The sequence below is a fragment of the Ralstonia sp. Ralssp110 genome, from assembly GCF_047325135.1.
Taxonomy (GTDB): Bacteria; Pseudomonadota; Gammaproteobacteria; order Burkholderiales; family Burkholderiaceae; genus Ralstonia; species Ralstonia mojiangensis.
This window is the reverse complement of record NZ_CP168610.1, coordinates 430,260-445,700: the sequence shown is the minus strand read 5'-3', so window position 1 is coordinate 445,700 and position 15,441 is coordinate 430,260. Positions and strand designations below refer to the sequence as shown.

Annotated in this window: 12 protein-coding genes, 2 tRNA genes and 2 rRNA genes; 9 read left to right on the top strand and 7 right to left on the bottom strand. The window is 60.5% G+C overall.

What is annotated here, in order from left to right; genetic code table 11:
* Positions 1–9: 9 nt before the first annotated feature.
* From ACEN9T_RS10815 to ACEN9T_RS10795, 5 genes are all read right to left on the bottom strand, one after another.
* Positions 10–2,882, bottom strand: a 23S ribosomal RNA gene (locus ACEN9T_RS10815).
* A 264-nt stretch (positions 2,883–3,146) separates the two neighbouring features.
* Positions 3,147–3,222 (bottom strand) — tRNA-Ala (locus ACEN9T_RS10810).
* A 36-nt stretch (positions 3,223–3,258) separates the two neighbouring features.
* Positions 3,259–3,335: transfer RNA gene (locus ACEN9T_RS10805), tRNA-Ile, on the bottom strand.
* A gap of 60 nt (positions 3,336–3,395) precedes the next feature.
* Positions 3,396–4,933: ribosomal RNA gene (locus ACEN9T_RS10800) — 16S ribosomal RNA — on the bottom strand.
* The 16S and 23S rRNA genes sit together here with 2 tRNA genes alongside, the layout of an rRNA operon.
* Before the next feature lie 613 nt (positions 4,934–5,546).
* On the bottom strand, positions 5,547–6,323 hold the full coding sequence (locus tag ACEN9T_RS10795) for an enoyl-CoA hydratase (protein ID WP_092977117.1): 777 nt from the start codon (positions 6,321–6,323) through the stop codon (positions 5,547–5,549).
* Positions 6,324–6,406: 83 nt separating this feature from the next.
* Between ACEN9T_RS10795 and paaG the strand changes: the two genes are divergently transcribed.
* The 3 genes from paaG to paaK all read left to right on the top strand — a co-directional run bounded on the left by paaG (position 6,407) and on the right by paaK (position 9,049).
* Positions 6,407–7,195, top strand: a complete 789-nt coding sequence (paaG, locus tag ACEN9T_RS10790) for a 2-(1,2-epoxy-1,2-dihydrophenyl)acetyl-CoA isomerase PaaG (protein WP_112183537.1) — start codon at positions 6,407–6,409, stop codon at positions 7,193–7,195.
* Positions 7,196–7,205: 10 nt separating this feature from the next.
* A complete protein-coding gene (gene paaI, locus ACEN9T_RS10785) occupies positions 7,206–7,667 on the top strand; it encodes a hydroxyphenylacetyl-CoA thioesterase PaaI (RefSeq protein ID WP_092977122.1) in 462 nt (153 codons plus the stop codon).
* 77 nt (positions 7,668–7,744) lie between these two features.
* Entirely contained in the window at positions 7,745–9,049 is a 1,305-nt protein-coding gene (paaK, locus tag ACEN9T_RS10780) for a phenylacetate--CoA ligase PaaK (RefSeq protein ID WP_413707711.1), read from the top strand.
* Positions 9,050–9,058: 9 nt separating this feature from the next.
* Here paaK and ACEN9T_RS10775 read toward each other — a convergent pair whose 3' ends face one another.
* The gene (locus ACEN9T_RS10775) at positions 9,059–10,213 is read right to left on the bottom strand and encodes a murein transglycosylase A (RefSeq protein ID WP_413707710.1); all 1,155 of its coding nucleotides are present in this window, start codon (positions 10,211–10,213) and stop codon (positions 9,059–9,061) included.
* A gap of 74 nt (positions 10,214–10,287) precedes the next feature.
* On the opposite strand from ACEN9T_RS10775, the gene ACEN9T_RS10770 reads away from it, so the two are divergent.
* Positions 10,288–10,521 (top strand): hypothetical protein, encoded by a 234-nt coding sequence (locus tag ACEN9T_RS10770; RefSeq protein ID WP_092977128.1) that lies wholly within the window; start codon positions 10,288–10,290, stop codon positions 10,519–10,521.
* A 7-nt stretch (positions 10,522–10,528) separates the two neighbouring features.
* Here the strand turns inward: ACEN9T_RS10770 and apaG are convergent, their stop codons facing one another.
* On the bottom strand, positions 10,529–10,903 hold the full coding sequence (gene apaG / locus ACEN9T_RS10765) for a Co2+/Mg2+ efflux protein ApaG (RefSeq protein ID WP_092977146.1): 375 nt from the start codon (positions 10,901–10,903) through the stop codon (positions 10,529–10,531).
* Positions 10,904–11,034: 131 nt separating this feature from the next.
* On the opposite strand from apaG, the gene rpe reads away from it, so the two are divergent.
* From rpe to ACEN9T_RS10740, 5 genes are all read left to right on the top strand, one after another.
* Complete coding sequence (gene rpe / locus ACEN9T_RS10760) at positions 11,035–11,760, top strand: ribulose-phosphate 3-epimerase (protein ID WP_004636669.1); 726 nt, start codon at positions 11,035–11,037, stop codon at positions 11,758–11,760.
* A complete protein-coding gene (locus ACEN9T_RS10755) occupies positions 11,757–12,488 on the top strand; it encodes a phosphoglycolate phosphatase (RefSeq protein ID WP_413707709.1) in 732 nt (243 codons plus the stop codon). The genes rpe and ACEN9T_RS10755 overlap by 4 nt, the downstream gene beginning before the upstream one ends.
* Before the next feature lie 401 nt (positions 12,489–12,889).
* Entirely contained in the window at positions 12,890–14,422 is a 1,533-nt protein-coding gene (trpE, locus tag ACEN9T_RS10750) for an anthranilate synthase component I (RefSeq protein WP_024977772.1), read from the top strand.
* 16 nt (positions 14,423–14,438) lie between these two features.
* Positions 14,439–15,008 (top strand): aminodeoxychorismate/anthranilate synthase component II, encoded by a 570-nt coding sequence (locus tag ACEN9T_RS10745; protein WP_045203097.1) that lies wholly within the window; start codon positions 14,439–14,441, stop codon positions 15,006–15,008.
* Positions 15,008–15,439: a lysozyme inhibitor LprI family protein gene (locus tag ACEN9T_RS10740; RefSeq protein ID WP_092977136.1), complete on the top strand. Its 432-nt coding sequence runs from the start codon at positions 15,008–15,010 to the stop codon at positions 15,437–15,439. The genes ACEN9T_RS10745 and ACEN9T_RS10740 overlap by 1 nt, the downstream gene beginning before the upstream one ends.
* The last annotated feature ends 2 nt before the right edge of the window (positions 15,440–15,441 follow it).

Here is a 15,441-nt window from a genome sequence, read left to right as displayed (position 1 = left end):
ACCGGTTATAGGATCAAGCCGCACGGGCAATTAGTACTGGTTAGCTGAACGCATTACTGCGCTTCCACACCCAGCCTATCAACGTCCTGGTCTCGAACGACCCTTCAGGGAGATCAAGTCTCCAGGGAATCCTCATCTTCAGGCAAGTTTCCCGCTTAGATGCTTTCAGCGGTTATCTCTTCCGTACATAGCTACCCTGCGATGCCTCTGGCGAGACAACAGGTACACCAGCGGTACGTCCACTCCGGTCCTCTCGTACTAGGAGCAGCCCCCGTCAAGATTCCAACGCCCACGGCAGATAGGGACCAAACTGTCTCACGACGTTTTAAACCCAGCTCACGTACCTCTTTAAATGGCGAACAGCCATACCCTTGGGACCGGCTACAGCCCCAGGATGAGATGAGCCGACATCGAGGTGCCAAACACCGCCGTCGATATGAACTCTTGGGCGGTATCAGCCTGTTATCCCCAGAGTACCTTTTATCCGTTGAGCGATGGCCCTTCCATACAGAACCACCGGATCACTATGTCCTGCTTTCGCACCTGCTCGACTTGTCGGTCTCGCAGTTAAGCACGCTTTTGCCATTGCACTTTAGGTACGATGTCCGACCGTACCAAGCGTACCTTCGAACTCCTCCGTTACACTTTGGGAGGAGACCGCCCCAGTCAAACTGCCTACCATGCACTGTCCCCGACCCGGATTCACGGGCCAAGGTTAGAACCTCAAACAAACCAGGGTGGTATTTCAAGGACGGCTCCACCGAAACTAGCGTCCCGGTTTCAAAGCCTCCCACCTATCCTACACAGATCGGTTCAAAGTCCAATGCAAAGCTACAGTAAAGGTTCATGGGGTCTTTCCGTCTAGCCGCGGGGAGATTGCATCATCACAAACACTTCAACTTCGCTGAGTCTCGGGAGGAGACAGTGTGGCCATCGTTACGCCATTCGTGCAGGTCGGAACTTACCCGACAAGGAATTTCGCTACCTTAGGACCGTTATAGTTACGGCCGCCGTTTACCGGGACTTCAATCAAGAGCTTGCACCCCATCATTTAATCTTCCGGCACCGGGCAGGCGTCACACCCTATACGTCCACTTTCGTGTTTGCAGAGTGCTGTGTTTTTATTAAACAGTCGCAGCCACCATTTTATTGCAACCCCTTCGTCCTTCTGGCGCGAGCCAGTCAAACTACAAGGGCGTACCTTATCCCGAAGTTACGGTACCAATTTGCCGAGTTCCTTCTCCGAGTTCTCTCAAGCGCCTTAGAATACTCATCTCGCCCACCTGTGTCGGTTTGCGGTACGGTCTCGTATGACTGAAGCTTAGAGGCTTTTCTTGGAACCACTTCCAATTGCTTCGCGACCTAAAGTCGCTCGCCCCACACCCTTGAATCACGCACCCGGATTTGCCTAAGTGCCATCTCCAATGTAGGGACCGGGACATCCAACACCCGGACAACCTTCCGCGATCCGTCCCCCATCGCATCATACGACGGTGCAGGAATATTAACCTGCTTCCCATCAGCTACGCATCTCTGCCTCGCCTTAGGGGCCGACTCACCCTACGCCGATGAACGTTGCGTAGGAAACCTTGGGCTTACGGCGAGGGGGCCTTTCACCCCCTTTATCGCTACTCATGTCAGCATTCGCACTTCTGATACCTCCAGCATCCTTTACAAGACACCTTCACAGGCTTACAGAACGCTCTCCTACCATGCACTTACGTGCATCCGCAGCTTCGGTATATTGCTTAGCCCCGTTACATCTTCCGCGCAGGACGACTCGATCAGTGAGCTATTACGCTTTCTTTAAAGGGTGGCTGCTTCTAAGCCAACCTCCTGACTGTTTTAGCCTTCCCACTTCGTTTCCCACTTAGCAATATTTAGGGACCTTAGCTGGCGGTCTGGGTTGTTTCCCTCTTGACACCGGACGTTAGCACCCGATGTCTGTCTCCCGTGATTGCACTCTTCGGTATTCGGAGTTTGCTATGGCGGGGTAATCAGCAATAGACCCCCAACCATGACAGTGCTCTACCCCCGAAGGTGAGACACGAGGCACTACCTAAATAGTTTTCGGAGAGAACCAGCTATTTCAAGTTTGTTTAGCCTTTCACCCCTATCCACAGCTCATCCCCTAACTTTTCAACGTTAGTGGGTTCGGTCCTCCAGTACGTGTTACCGCACCTTCAACCTGGCCATGGATAGATCACTTGGTTTCGGGTCTACACCCAGCGACTGAACGCCCTATTCGGACTCGCTTTCGCTACGCCTTCCCTAATCGGTTAAGCTTGCCACTGAATGTAAGTCGCTGACCCATTATACAAAAGGTACGCCGTCACCCGTTTCCAGGCTCCGACTGTTTGTATGCATGCGGTTTCAGGATCTATTTCACTCCTCCCGGGGTTCTTTTCGCCTTTCCCTCACGGTACTGGTTCACTATCGGTCGATTACGAGTATTTAGCCTTGGAGGATGGTCCCCCCATCTTCAGACAGGATTTCACGTGTCCCGCCCTACTTGTCGTACACCTAGTTCCACAATACTGTTTTCGCATACGGGGCTATCACCCACTATGGCCGGACTTTCCATTCCGCTTTGCTAACAATACTGCTAAAGAGTACAAGGCTGATCCCATTTCGCTCGCCACTACTTTGGGAATCTCGGTTGATTTCTGTTCCTGCAGCTACTTAGATGTTTCAGTTCACTGCGTTCGCTTCTGTTACCTATGTATTCAGTAACAGATGACCCATTCGGGCCGGGTTTCCCCATTCGGATATCTGCGGATCAAAGCTTGTTTGCCAGCTCCCCGCAGCTTTTCGCAGGCTACTACGTCCTTCATCGCCTGTAATCGCCAAGGCATCCACCACATGCACTTATTCGCTTGACCCTATAACGAGTATGTCTCGCTATAGGCTGAGTTCTCGCGTTGTGCCGTATTCCAAGACAATCTTTCGATTGCTCTGGTAATACTGGTTGATACAATCACAACCCAGTGTCGCGTTTTAGTGTGCGTCTCATCAACGCACCGCGACACCTTTACTACATTCCATATTGTTAAAGAACAGCCGAACTTTTACGCTCGTCTTGGCTAGGCCAAACGCAAACACCATCGACATAGCGTCGATGCTTGCGTTTGGTAACCAAAAGGTAATGGTGGAGGATGACGGGATCGAACCGACGACCCCCTGCTTGCAAAGCAGGTGCTCTCCCAGCTGAGCTAATCCCCCAGTCACGGCAGAGAACAACTTCCACCGTCCGTAACTTGGTGGGTCTGGTAGGACTTGAACCTACGACCCCCGCCTTATCAAGACGGTGCTCTAACCACCTGAGCTACAGACCCTTGGCTGTAACATCAAACAAACCGATAAGTGTGGACGCCTAACGTCGGATGCACGCTCTTAAAGGAGGTGATCCAGCCGCACCTTCCGATACGGCTACCTTGTTACGACTTCACCCCAGTCATGAACCCTACCGTGGTAATCGCCCTCCTTGCGGTTAGGCTAACTACTTCTGGTAAAGCCCACTCCCATGGTGTGACGGGCGGTGTGTACAAGACCCGGGAACGTATTCACCGCGGCATGCTGATCCGCGATTACTAGCGATTCCAGCTTCACGTAGTCGAGTTGCAGACTACGATCCGGACTACGATGCATTTTCTGGGATTAGCTCCACCTCGCGGCTTGGCAACCCTCTGTATGCACCATTGTATGACGTGTGAAGCCCTACCCATAAGGGCCATGAGGACTTGACGTCATCCCCACCTTCCTCCGGTTTGTCACCGGCAGTCTCTCTAGAGTGCCCTTTCGTAGCAACTAGAGACAAGGGTTGCGCTCGTTGCGGGACTTAACCCAACATCTCACGACACGAGCTGACGACAGCCATGCAGCACCTGTGTCCACTTTCTCTTTCGAGCACCTAATGCATCTCTGCTTCGTTAGTGGCATGTCAAGGGTAGGTAAGGTTTTTCGCGTTGCATCGAATTAATCCACATCATCCACCGCTTGTGCGGGTCCCCGTCAATTCCTTTGAGTTTTAATCTTGCGACCGTACTCCCCAGGCGGTCAACTTCACGCGTTAGCTACGTTACTAAGGAAATGAATCCCCAACAACTAGTTGACATCGTTTAGGGCGTGGACTACCAGGGTATCTAATCCTGTTTGCTCCCCACGCTTTCGTGCATGAGCGTCAGTGTTATCCCAGGGGCTGCCTTCGCCATCGGTATTCCTCCACATCTCTACGCATTTCACTGCTACACGTGGAATTCTACCCCCCTCTGACACACTCTAGCCGTGCAGTCACCAATGCAATTCCCAAGTTAAGCTCGGGGATTTCACATCGGTCTTGCACAACCGCCTGCGCACGCTTTACGCCCAGTAATTCCGATTAACGCTTGGACCCTACGTATTACCGCGGCTGCTGGCACGTAGTTAGCCGGTCCTTATTCTTCCGGTACCGTCATCGACCCCAGGTATTAACCAGAGCCATTTCTTTCCCGGACAAAAGTGCTTTACAACCCGAAGGCCTTCTTCACACACGCGGCATTGCTGGATCAGGCTTTCGCCCATTGTCCAAAATTCCCCACTGCTGCCTCCCGTAGGAGTCTGGGCCGTGTCTCAGTCCCAGTGTGGCTGATCGTCCTCTCAGACCAGCTACTGATCGTCGCCTTGGTGGGCCTTTACCCCACCAACTAGCTAATCAGACATCGGCCGCTCCTATAGCATGAGGCCTTGCGGTCCCCCACTTTCACCCTCAGGTCGTATGCGGTATTAGCTAATCTTTCGACTAGTTATCCCCCACTACAGGGCACGTTCCGATGTATTACTCACCCGTTCGCCACTCGCCGGCAGGAAAGCAAGCTTTCCCCCGCTGCCGTTCGACTTGCATGTGTAAGGCATGCCGCCAGCGTTCAATCTGAGCCAGGATCAAACTCTTCAGTTCAATCTGCTGTTTTCGCTCTTTACGAGCGGTCGCTCACTCTCAGAATCTGACTTGAACTTTCGTTCAAACCTTACTTCTGTGCGAGCACTTCATTACTTGTTAGCTAGCGGATCGAAATCCGCCGCACCCAGTATTAAGCGCCCACACTTATCGGCTGTTTGCTTGTTAAAGAACTTCGCGATCAACTTTGTTTACCGCGTCGCTGCGTTGTCTGCAGCAGAGAAACGAGATTATGCAGAGCTTTTTCGTCGCTGTCAACAACTCGTCGAAGAATTTTTATCATCAACTCGCCGCCAACTACTCCTGAATTTCCAGCCAATCGCCAACCACCCAATCGACCGCAAACCCGCTCCACCACTACTTCTCCACCGCCTCAACCACCCCGCCGTCGCTTTCGTTTCGGCGCTGTCGTTTGCAGCGAGGGGCGAACTATAGGCGGGTTCTTGGAGGTTGGCAACACCTTTGTCGTGACGAGTTGATGACGCGTTCGTGAAGAATCGCCGCCAGCCCCGTCTGTGCCTAGGATTGCGGCCGCTAAGCACGCGCAAAAAGGGGACAAGGATACCCGAGACTATCACTCGGGTATTCCCGAGATCACTCCGCTACCTCGTGCTTATTGGTGCTTGAACGCGGGTGCGCGCTTCTCGACGAAGGCGCGCATGCCCTCTTTCTGGTCTTCCGTGGCGAATGTCGAGTGGAACAGGCGGCGCTCGAGATGTACGCCCTCGCTAAGCGAGGTCTCGTAGGCCGCATTGATCGACTCTTTGATCATCATGACCGTGGGCAGCGAGAAAGCGGCAATGGTTTCTGCGGCGTGGATGGCTTCGTCGAGCAGCTTGTCGGCGGGGATGACGCGCGAGACCAAGCCGGCGCGCTCGGCTTCTTCAGCGCCCATCATGCGGGCGGTCAAACAGAGATCCATGGCCTTGGCCTTGGAGACGGCGCGCGGCAGGCGCTGCGTGCCGCCAGCGCCTGGCATGGTGCCAAGCTTGATTTCCGGCTGGCCGAACTTGGCGGTGTCGGCGGCGAGGATGATGTCGCACATCATGGCCAGCTCGCAGCCCCCGCCCAGCGCGTAGCCGGCCACCGCGGCAATCACCGGCTTGCGGATGCGGCGGATGGTTTCCCAGTTGCGTGTGATGTATTCGTTCTTATAAACGGTGGCGAAGTCGTAGTCGGCCATGGCGCCGATATCTGCGCCCGCGGCGAACGCCTTTTCGCTGCCGGTGATGACGATGGCGCCGATGTTGGCATCGGCATCGAAGGTGAGCAGCGCGGCGCCAAGCTCATCCATGAGCGCATCGTTGAGGGCATTGAGCGCCTTCGGACGATTGAGCGTAATAAGACCGACGCGGCCGCGCGTTTCGACCAGAATGTTTTCGTAGGACATGGAAGCTCCAGTTGGAATGGATGTAATATTAGCCGACCAACCGGTCGGTTAATCAATGAACCGATGACCGAGGAGGAGACAAGATGACTAGCCCGACCATTCTGCTTGACTGGCATGAACGCGTGGCAACCATCACGCTGAACCGGCCCGATCAGCTCAACAGCTTCACGGCCGGCATGCACCAGGAACTGCGCGACGCGCTGGACAAGGTGGAGCGCCAGCGCGCCCGCGCTTTGATCCTGACCGGAGCGGGACGCGGCTTCTGCGCGGGGCAGGATCTTTCCGAACTCAATTTCACGCCCGGGCAGATGACCGACCTGGGCCAGCTCATCGACGAGCAATTCAACCCGCTGGTGCGCCGTCTGCGTGCCATGCCCCTGCCGGTGATTGCCGCCGTGAATGGCGTGGCCGCCGGCGCCGGCGCAAACCTCGCGCTGGCGTGCGACATCGTGATGGCCGCCGAGAATGCGTGCTTCCTCCAGGCCTTTGTAAAGATCGGGCTGCTGCCGGATTCGGGCGGAACGTGGTTCCTGCCGCAGCGCATTGGCGTGGCGCGGGCCATGGGGCTGGCGATGTTGGGGGAAAAGCTCGACGCCAAGACGGCGCTCGCCTGGGGCCTGATCTGGGGCGTTTATCACGACGCCAAGATCCTGATGACCGAAGTGAATTGCATGGCCGACCATCTGGCGAAGCAGCCGACGCGGGCGCTGGCCGCCATCAAGCGGGCGATGCATGCGGCGCCTACTCAGTCGCTCGACGCGCAGTTGGATCTGGAACGCGACCTCCAGCGCGAACTCGGCAACTCCCATGATTACGCCGAGGGCGTCGATGCGTTCCTCAACAAGCGCGTGGCGCATTTCACCGGCGAATAGAGGAATCTGCATGACCGAGACCGCCCTCCACGATGCGCAGGCCCTCGCCGAAGCCGCCTGCAAGAGCATGTTTGACGCCGATGCCTGCACTAGCTGGCTCGGTATGCGCGTGGAGGCGGTCGGGCCCGGCTATGCCCGCTTATCCATGACCGTGCGGCCGGAATTCCTGAATGGCCATCGCACGTGTCATGGCGGGCTGATCTTCACGCTGGCGGACTCGGCTTTCGCGTTTGCCTGCAACAGTCACAACCACAACACGGTGGCGGCGGGCTGCAGCGTGGAATTCCTGCGGCCGGCGCACGGCGGCGACGTGCTGGTCGCCGAAGCCATCGAGCAGGTTCTTTCGGGCCGTCACGGCATCTACGACGTGCGCGTGACAAATCAGGCCGGCGAGGTGGTCGCCATGTTTCGCGGCAAGTCCGCACAGATTCGCGGCCACGTCATTCCCGTTTCCGACAGCAGCGAGGTCTAGCCTCGCCATCGTTATAAAGATCCGAGATCGCGCCACCACAAGAGGACGCCGCATGACGGTGTCCCGAGGAGACCCGCATGCGCCCCCGCTCGACCGACCTGCCGCTCGATCCGATCGAGACCGCCAGCCGCGACGCCATCCAGGCGTTGCAGCTTGAACGCTTGAAACACAGCCTAGCGCATGCGTATGAGAACGTGCCAGCGTACCGGGCCAAATTCGACGCGGCGGGCGTGCATCCGTCGGACTTGCGATCGCTTGCCGATCTGGCGAGATTTCCATTCACGACCAAGGCTGATCTGCGCGACAACTATCCGTTCGGCATGTTTGCGGTGCCACAGGATCGGATTGCGCGCATCCATGCGTCGTCGGGCACGACGGGCAAACCCACGGTCGTCGGCTACACGCTGGCGGATATCGATACGTGGGCCGGGTTAGTGGCGCGCTCGATTCGGGCGGCGGGGGCACGGCGCGGCGACAAGGTCCACGTGAGCTACGGCTACGGGCTTTTCACCGGCGGCCTGGGCGCGCATTACGGCGTGGAGCGCGCTGGGCTGACGGCCATCCCGTTCGGCGGGGGGCAGACCGAGCGACAAGTGCAGCTGATCGCCGATTTCCAGCCGCAGATCATCATGGTCACGCCCAGCTACATGCTGGCGATTGCCGACGAGTTCGAACGCCAGGGGATGGACCCGGCCGCGTCGAGCCTGCAGATCGGCATCTTCGGCGCCGAGCCATGGACGCCCGAGATGCGCAGCGCCATCGAAGCACGCATGGGGCTTTCAGCGGTCGATATCTACGGCCTGTCAGAAGTGATGGGCCCAGGTGTGGCCAGCGAATGCGCCGAAACCAAGGATGGCCCGACCATCTGGGAAGACCACTTTTATCCAGAGATCATCGATCCGGACACGGGCGAAGTGCTGCCCGACGGCGAATTCGGCGAACTGGTCTTCACGTCGCTGACCAAGGAAGCGATGCCCGTGGTGCGCTATCGCACGCGCGATCTGACGCGTCTGTTGCCGGGCACGGCGCGTCCGGGCTTCCGGCGCATGGAAAAAATCACCGGCCGCTGCGACGACATGATGATCGTGCGCGGCGTAAACGTGTTCCCATCGCAGATCGAAGAATTGATCCTGAAGCACGCGGCACTCTCGCCGCACTACCAATGCGTGCTCGGCAAGGAAGGGCCGCTGGATACGCTGACGGTGCGGATCGAGGCGGCGCTGGGCGCGTCGGCTGACGCAGCCCGATCTGCCAGCAGCCAACTGGCGCACGACATCAAGTCGTTGATTGGTGTGACAGCCGCGATCGAGACGCTGGCCAGCGGCGGGATCGAGCGCTCAGTCGGCAAGGCGCGCCGCGTGGTGGACTTGCGACGCGGTTAGTCCCTCGTCTTAGCGGGCGGCAACGCCCACGCTGCCACCCTTCGGCACGAGCACCCAAAGGCGGCCCGCCTGCTTCATGCGCCCAGCCAGATCGCCCGCGGCATCGCCATGGCCGAAGTAATAATCAGCACGCACGGCGCCGCGAATGGCTGAGCCTACGTCCTGCGCAAAAACGAGTTTCTGGATGGGATCGGTCGACAGCGGCTTGGTTGTCGACAGAAACACTGGGGAGCCCAGCGGAATGTAAGTCGGGTCCACGGCAATCGAACGCTCGTCCGTGAGTGGCACGCCGAGCTTGCCGATCGGGCCACCCGTGTTGCCAGGCGTCTCTGCAAAGAAAACGTAGCGCGGGTTGATGTTGAGCATCTCCTCGACGCGGCCCGGATTGGCGCGTGCCCAGGCCTTGATGCCCTGCATGGTCGCCTGCACCGGTGTGATTTCACCCATGTCGAGCAACCAGCGGGCGAACGAGCGGAACGGCTGATTATTGGTCCCGCCCACGCCCAGGCGCATGATGCCGCCCTCTTCCAACTGAACCTGGCCCGAACCCTGGATCTGCAGGAACGCCGCTTCGACCGGGTCGTCCACCCAGACAATCTCTTGGCCCTGGAGCGCCGGACTGCGGATCAATTGCGCGCGGGCCGGCAGCGTCTTGCCGCGCCACGCTGCGGGCATGCGGTACAGCGGCGTCTGATAGGCCCCGTGGCGGGTGCGCGAGCCGCGCAGCAGCGGTTCGTAGTAACCGGTGATGAGACCACTGTCGGTGCCGTCGTCCTTCACAACCCGATACGGCGTGAAGTTGTCTTCAAAGAAGACGCGCATGGCGATCGGATCGCTGGCATCGACCATCAAACCGGCGGTACACGCGCGCGACCATTCGGCGCGGCGCTTCATCGCCTGGCAATTCGATTGCAGTGCGGGCCAGGCGGAGGCGAGGTCATCGGCAGTCCAGCCGGACACATCAGCCCACGCGGCGGGGGCCAGATGGCCGCCGAGCGTGCCGGTGGGCGCTTGCGGCGTTTCGACGCGCGGCGGCGGCCCGCTCGTGCAGGCTGCCAGCATTGCGGTGACCAGGGCTGCGGCCAGAGAACCGAACCGCGCAGCCCATCGGCGGTGCAGAGCGTTGCGAGCCCGAGTCGGTGCGTTCAAGGTTGCTGCTGTCATGCGTGTTCCATCCTGTCCGATGCGGCCGCGGGCTTGGCTACAATGCCTCGCACCCGAGCTTCCCGTCGTCGACCATGAGCGAATTCTTTGAAAACCATCCGATGATGCTGTTCGGCCTGGAGGCCGGCGTGGCGCTGTTCCTGCTGATCTTCATCGTGATCTGGACGATGTCGGGCGCCAAGAAGCACCCGCGCCCCCTGCGCGCGCCGCCCGAACACCCGTCGCGCCACAGCGACGCTGCCAAGCCTTCGGAATCGACCGCCGGCGCCTCGAAAGATTCGCAAGCAGCCAAATCCGACGCGCCCTGATTCCCGATCAGTGCAGCATGCGCGGCATCACCAGCGCAAATTCGGGGATGGGCGCCTCGAAGCGGTGACCGTCTTCGGCCACGCAGAAGTATTCGCCGCGCATCGTGCCCACGGGTGTCTTGATGGTCGCCCAGCTCGTGTATTCGAAGGATTCGCCCGGTGGCAGCAGCGGCTGGTGGCCAACCACGCCCAGGCCGTTCACTTCCTGCACCTGCTCGTCGGCGTCGGTAATCAGCCAGTGGCGGGAAATAAGCTGGCTCGGCACGTCACCGGTGTTGCGGATGGTGATGGTGTAGGCGAAGGCGTAGCTGCCCTGCTCCGGCTCGGATTGCTCCGGCAAATAGCGCGTCCGGACCTGGACGGTGAGTTCGTAGCTCGGCATGTCGATCCACAATCAGAATTGGCGCCCATTGTGCGGCATGGCTGTGGCAGCGGCAAGGCGCGGACAGACGGCCGATCCGGCTAAAATAGCGGCCTCCTTTGCGCATCTGCGCGCCTTATCCGTCTCCCAACATGTCCGCAGCCATCGATCCGTCCGGTTTCCGCATCGCCCCGTCCATCCTGTCCGCCGACTTCGCCCGCCTTGGCGAAGAAGTGCGCCGCGTGCTCGAATCGGGCGCCGACTGGATCCATTTCGACGTGATGGACAACCACTATGTGCCGAACCTGACGGTCGGGCCGCTGGTCTGCGAGGCGATCCGCCCGCACGCGCAAAAGGACGGCAAGCCGGTGCCGATCGACGTGCACCTGATGGTCAGCCCCGTCGACCGCATCATCCCGGACTTTGCCAAAGCCGGCGCTGACCTGATCACGTTTCACCCGGAAGCTTCGGAGCACATCGACCGCTCGCTGGCGCTGATCCGCGACAACGGCTGCAAGGCTGGCCTCGTCTTCAACCCGGCTACGCCGCTGCACTATCTGGATCATGTGATGGATCGCCTGGACATGGTGCTCATCATGTCGGTCAACCCGGGCTTTGGCGGCCAATCGTTCATTCCGGAAGCGCTGAACAAGCTGCGCGCCGTTCGCCAGAAGCTCGACGCATACCAGGACAAGACCGGCCGCAAGATCCTGCTTGAGATCGACGGCGGCGTGAAGGCGGACAACATCGCTGAGATTGCCAAAGCCGGCGCTGACACCTTCGTCGCGGGTTCGGCCGTGTTCGGCAAGCCGGATGCGGACGGCGGCTACCGCGGCACCGTGGGCGCGCTGCGCCAAGCGCTGGCACCCCTGGCATGACGACGGGCGCGCTACCCGCCGGCCCCGTCCGCGCTGTCATCATCGACCTGGACGGGACGATGGTCGACACAGCGGGCGACTTCCACGCCGCCATCAACGCAATGCTGGAGGCACTTGGCGCCGCGCCTGACATGCCCGCCGAAGAAGTTGTCGGCTACGTCGGTAAAGGCTCTGAAAACCTCGTGCGGCGCGTGCTGGATGCGCGCTTGCCGCCGGCCCAGGCCAACAGCCGCTTTGCGGAGGGGCTGGAGGCGTACCAGCGCGCCTACATCGCCATCAACGGTCAACACGTGAACGTCTATGAGGGCGTGCGCGAGGGGCTGGCTGCATTGCGCGACATGGGCCTCGCTCTCGCTTGCGTGACGAACAAGCCACACGACTTCACGCAGCCGCTTCTAGCGCAGCTCGGTCTGAACACGTACTTCGACCTCGTCTACCCGGGTGACGCCTTCCAATATCGCAAGCCCGATCCGTACCCCATGCTGCGGGTGGCGGAGGCACTTGGCGTGACACCGGCTGAAATCGTGGCCATTGGCGACTCGGAAAACGACGCCCGCGCGGCCCGTGCTGCCGGCATGCGCGTGCTGGCGGTTCCGTATGGCTACAACCACGGCCAGCCTATACAGGGCGCAGGAGCCGATGCTATAGTCGACACACTTTTTGCGGCAGCTGAGCTGATCCGGCCCTATGCAGAGCCACACAGCATCGTCTCTGCCGCTTCCAACTGACGATCCATGTTCCTGAATCGCAAACGCGTCGACGCTGGTGGTGACCGGGGGGCCTGGCCCTGGCGGCCCTGGCACGCCCTCGTCCGGGCGTGAGCGTTTGCACGGCTGCTGATCGTTCTTCCTCGGTTTTGGCACTCTGGCGCGTCACGAACGCGCCTCCCGAACCACCCTCGCATCTCCTGCCCCAAACGCTGACCGCCCGCCGGTCTTCCGCTGGCCCGCTATCGGCTGCGGACGACCCTTGCGGGATCGCACGGTCGCTTTTACGACGTTCGCGCGTTCCCATCCCTGATGTTCTGCTAACGTTCCGACGGCATCATTGACGCTCTTGCGTTTGCCGTGGAGCGAACGCATGCCGATGGGCGCGCAACCGCCCGCCTGGCGAATCGACCTGACCGCTCATGACCGAACTCGAATTCAAATCGCTGGCCGACCAGGGCTACAACCGTATTCCGCTGATTGCCGAGGCATTGGCCGACCTGGAGACGCCGCTGTCGCTGTATCTGAAGCTGGCGCAATCGCACGACCGCGGCACGCATACGTTCCTGCTGGAATCGGTGGTGGGCGGGGAGCGCTTCGGGCGTTACTCCTTCATTGGCCTGCACGCGCACACGCTGCTGCGCGTCAAGGGCAACCACACCGAGGTGGTGACCGACGGCAAGGTGGTGGAAACGCACGACGGCAATCCGCTGGACTTCATTGCCGCGTTCGAGCGCCGTCAGAAAGTGGCGCTGCGCCCGGGCCTGCCGCGGTTCTGCGGTGGCCTGGCTGGTTATTTCGGCTACGACGCCGTGCGCTTCATCGAGCCCCGCCTGGCTGAAACCGCTCCGCCCGACGATCTGCAACTGCCCGACATCCAGCTCATGCTGTGCGAAGAGCTGGCCGTGATCGACAACCTGTCGGGCAAGCTCTACCTCATCGTCTACGCCGATCCGTCCAAGCCCGAGGCCTATTCACGCGCCAAACAGCGCCTGCGCGCGCTGCGCACGAAGCTGCACCAGCCGGTGGATGTGCCGGTGACGTCGCCGTCGGTGCGCACCGACACCATCCGCGAGTTCGACAAGGCGGACTACATCACCGCCGTGCTCAAGGCCAAGGAATACATCGCCGCCGGCGACATGATGCAGGTGCAGATCGGTCAGCGCCTGGTCAAGCCGTTCCGCGACGCACCGCTTTCGCTGTACCGCGCGCTGCGCTCGCTGAACCCGTCGCCGTACATGTACTTCTACAACTTCGGCGACATGCAGATCGTCGGCGCGTCGCCCGAAATCCTGGTGCGCCAGGAAGAGCGTCGTGTGCCGGCTGCTGAAAACAACGGCAACGGCGCGGACGAGTCCGCCCGCATCGTCACCATCCGCCCGCTGGCAGGCACCCGTCCGCGCGGCAGCACGCCCGAGCGCGATGCCGAACTGGCCACCGAACTGCTCAACGACCCGAAGGAAATCGCCGAGCACGTCATGCTGATCGACCTGGCGCGCAACGACATCGGCCGCATTGCCGAAATCGGCTCCGTCAAGGTGACGGACCAGATGGTCATCGAGAAGTATTCGCACGTGCAGCACATCGTCAGTTCCGTCGAGGGCCGCCTGAAGCCCGGCATGACCAACATGGACGTGCTGCGCGCGACCTTCCCGGCCGGCACGCTCTCGGGTGCACCCAAGGTGCGGGCGATGGAGATCATCGACGAGCTGGAGCCGGTCAAGCGTGGCATCTACGGCGGCGCGGTCGGTTACCTGTCGTTCTCGGGCGAGATGGACCTGGCCATCGCCATCCGCACCGGCATCATCAAGGACGGCAATCTCTACGTGCAGGCCGCCGCCGGCGTGGTGGCCGATTCGGACCCGGATGCCGAATGGAGGGAAACCGAACACAAGGCGCGCGCCGTGCTGCGTGCGGCTGAGCAAGTGCAAGACGGCCTCGACGCCGATTTCTGAGGTCAAGGAGAACACCATGCTGCTGATGCTCGATAACTACGACTCCTTTACCTACAACATCGTCCAGTACTTCGGCGAACTCGGCCAGGATGTGCACACGGTGCGCAACGACGAGATCACGATCGAAGAGATCGAAAAGCTGAACCCGGAGCGCATCTGCCTGTCGCCCGGCCCGTGCACGCCGACGGAAGCCGGCATCCTGGTTCCGGCGCTCAAGCACTTTGCGGGGCGCGTGCCCATCCTGGGCGTGTGCCTCGGGCACCAGGCGATTGCCGATGCGTTCGGCGGGCGCGTAATCCGCGCGCAGAAGGTGATGCACGGCAAGGTCAGCACCATCGAAAACACCGGCGTGGGCGTGTTCGCCAACCTGCCGCGGCATTTCAAGGTGACGCGCTATCACTCGCTGGCGATCGAGCGCGAAACGCTGCCGGACTGCCTGGAAATCACCGCCTGGACGGAAGACGGTGAAATCATGGGCGTGCGCCACAAGACGCTGCCCGTCGAAGGTGTGCAATTCCACCCGGAATCGATCCTATCGGAACATGGCCACGCGCTGCTTGCCAACTTCCTGAAGGAACGCGTCTGATGCGCGGCGCGTGCGCGGTGGCGCTGGCGATGACGGCAAGCCTGCCGGCGATGGCCGGTACGCTGGAAGCCTGCCGAGCCGCTCAGCCTGAGGCCGGCAACGTCGCCCAATGCGTGCAGACCGCACGCAAGGCGGCGCAAACGGAACTGGCGTCTGCAGAATCGACACGCCGCACCGCGCTCCGCGCCCGTATCGCTGCCAACAAAGGCACGGACCGCGGCGTCGCCATGGCATTCGACCGCACCGTGCGCGCACACCAACTCTACCGGCAGGCCGAATGCGACCTGTCCCGCCGCCTGGCCCGCAATGCGCCCGATGCCGAACTGGCAGAAGCCGCGTGTGAGGCCGATCTCTCGCGTGAGCGCATCGGCGCCTTGCGCGACGCCGCACAGCCGGTCACCCCGGCTGCGGCAACGGCAGCGCCCAACTGAAT

Coding starts and splice junctions, on each gene's coding strand:
- ACEN9T_RS10770 (WP_092977128.1), top strand. CDS start 10,288: ATGAGCGAATTCTTTGAAAACCATCCGATGATGCTGTTCGGCCTGGAG.
- trpE (WP_024977772.1), top strand. CDS start 12,890: ATGACCGAACTCGAATTCAAATCGCTGGCCGACCAGGGCTACAACCGT.
- apaG (WP_092977146.1), bottom strand. CDS start 10,903: ATGCCGAGCTACGAACTCACCGTCCAGGTCCGGACGCGCTATTTGCCG.
- paaG (WP_112183537.1), top strand. CDS start 6,407: ATGACTAGCCCGACCATTCTGCTTGACTGGCATGAACGCGTGGCAACC.
- ACEN9T_RS10775 (WP_413707710.1), bottom strand. CDS start 10,213: ATGACAGCAGCAACCTTGAACGCACCGACTCGGGCTCGCAACGCTCTG.
- ACEN9T_RS10755 (WP_413707709.1), top strand. CDS start 11,757: ATGACGACGGGCGCGCTACCCGCCGGCCCCGTCCGCGCTGTCATCATC.
- ACEN9T_RS10740 (WP_092977136.1), top strand. CDS start 15,008: ATGCGCGGCGCGTGCGCGGTGGCGCTGGCGATGACGGCAAGCCTGCCG.
- ACEN9T_RS10795 (WP_092977117.1), bottom strand. CDS start 6,323: ATGTCCTACGAAAACATTCTGGTCGAAACGCGCGGCCGCGTCGGTCTT.
- paaK (WP_413707711.1), top strand. CDS start 7,745: ATGCGCCCCCGCTCGACCGACCTGCCGCTCGATCCGATCGAGACCGCC.
- paaI (WP_092977122.1), top strand. CDS start 7,206: ATGACCGAGACCGCCCTCCACGATGCGCAGGCCCTCGCCGAAGCCGCC.
- rpe (WP_004636669.1), top strand. CDS start 11,035: ATGTCCGCAGCCATCGATCCGTCCGGTTTCCGCATCGCCCCGTCCATC.
- ACEN9T_RS10745 (WP_045203097.1), top strand. CDS start 14,439: ATGCTGCTGATGCTCGATAACTACGACTCCTTTACCTACAACATCGTC.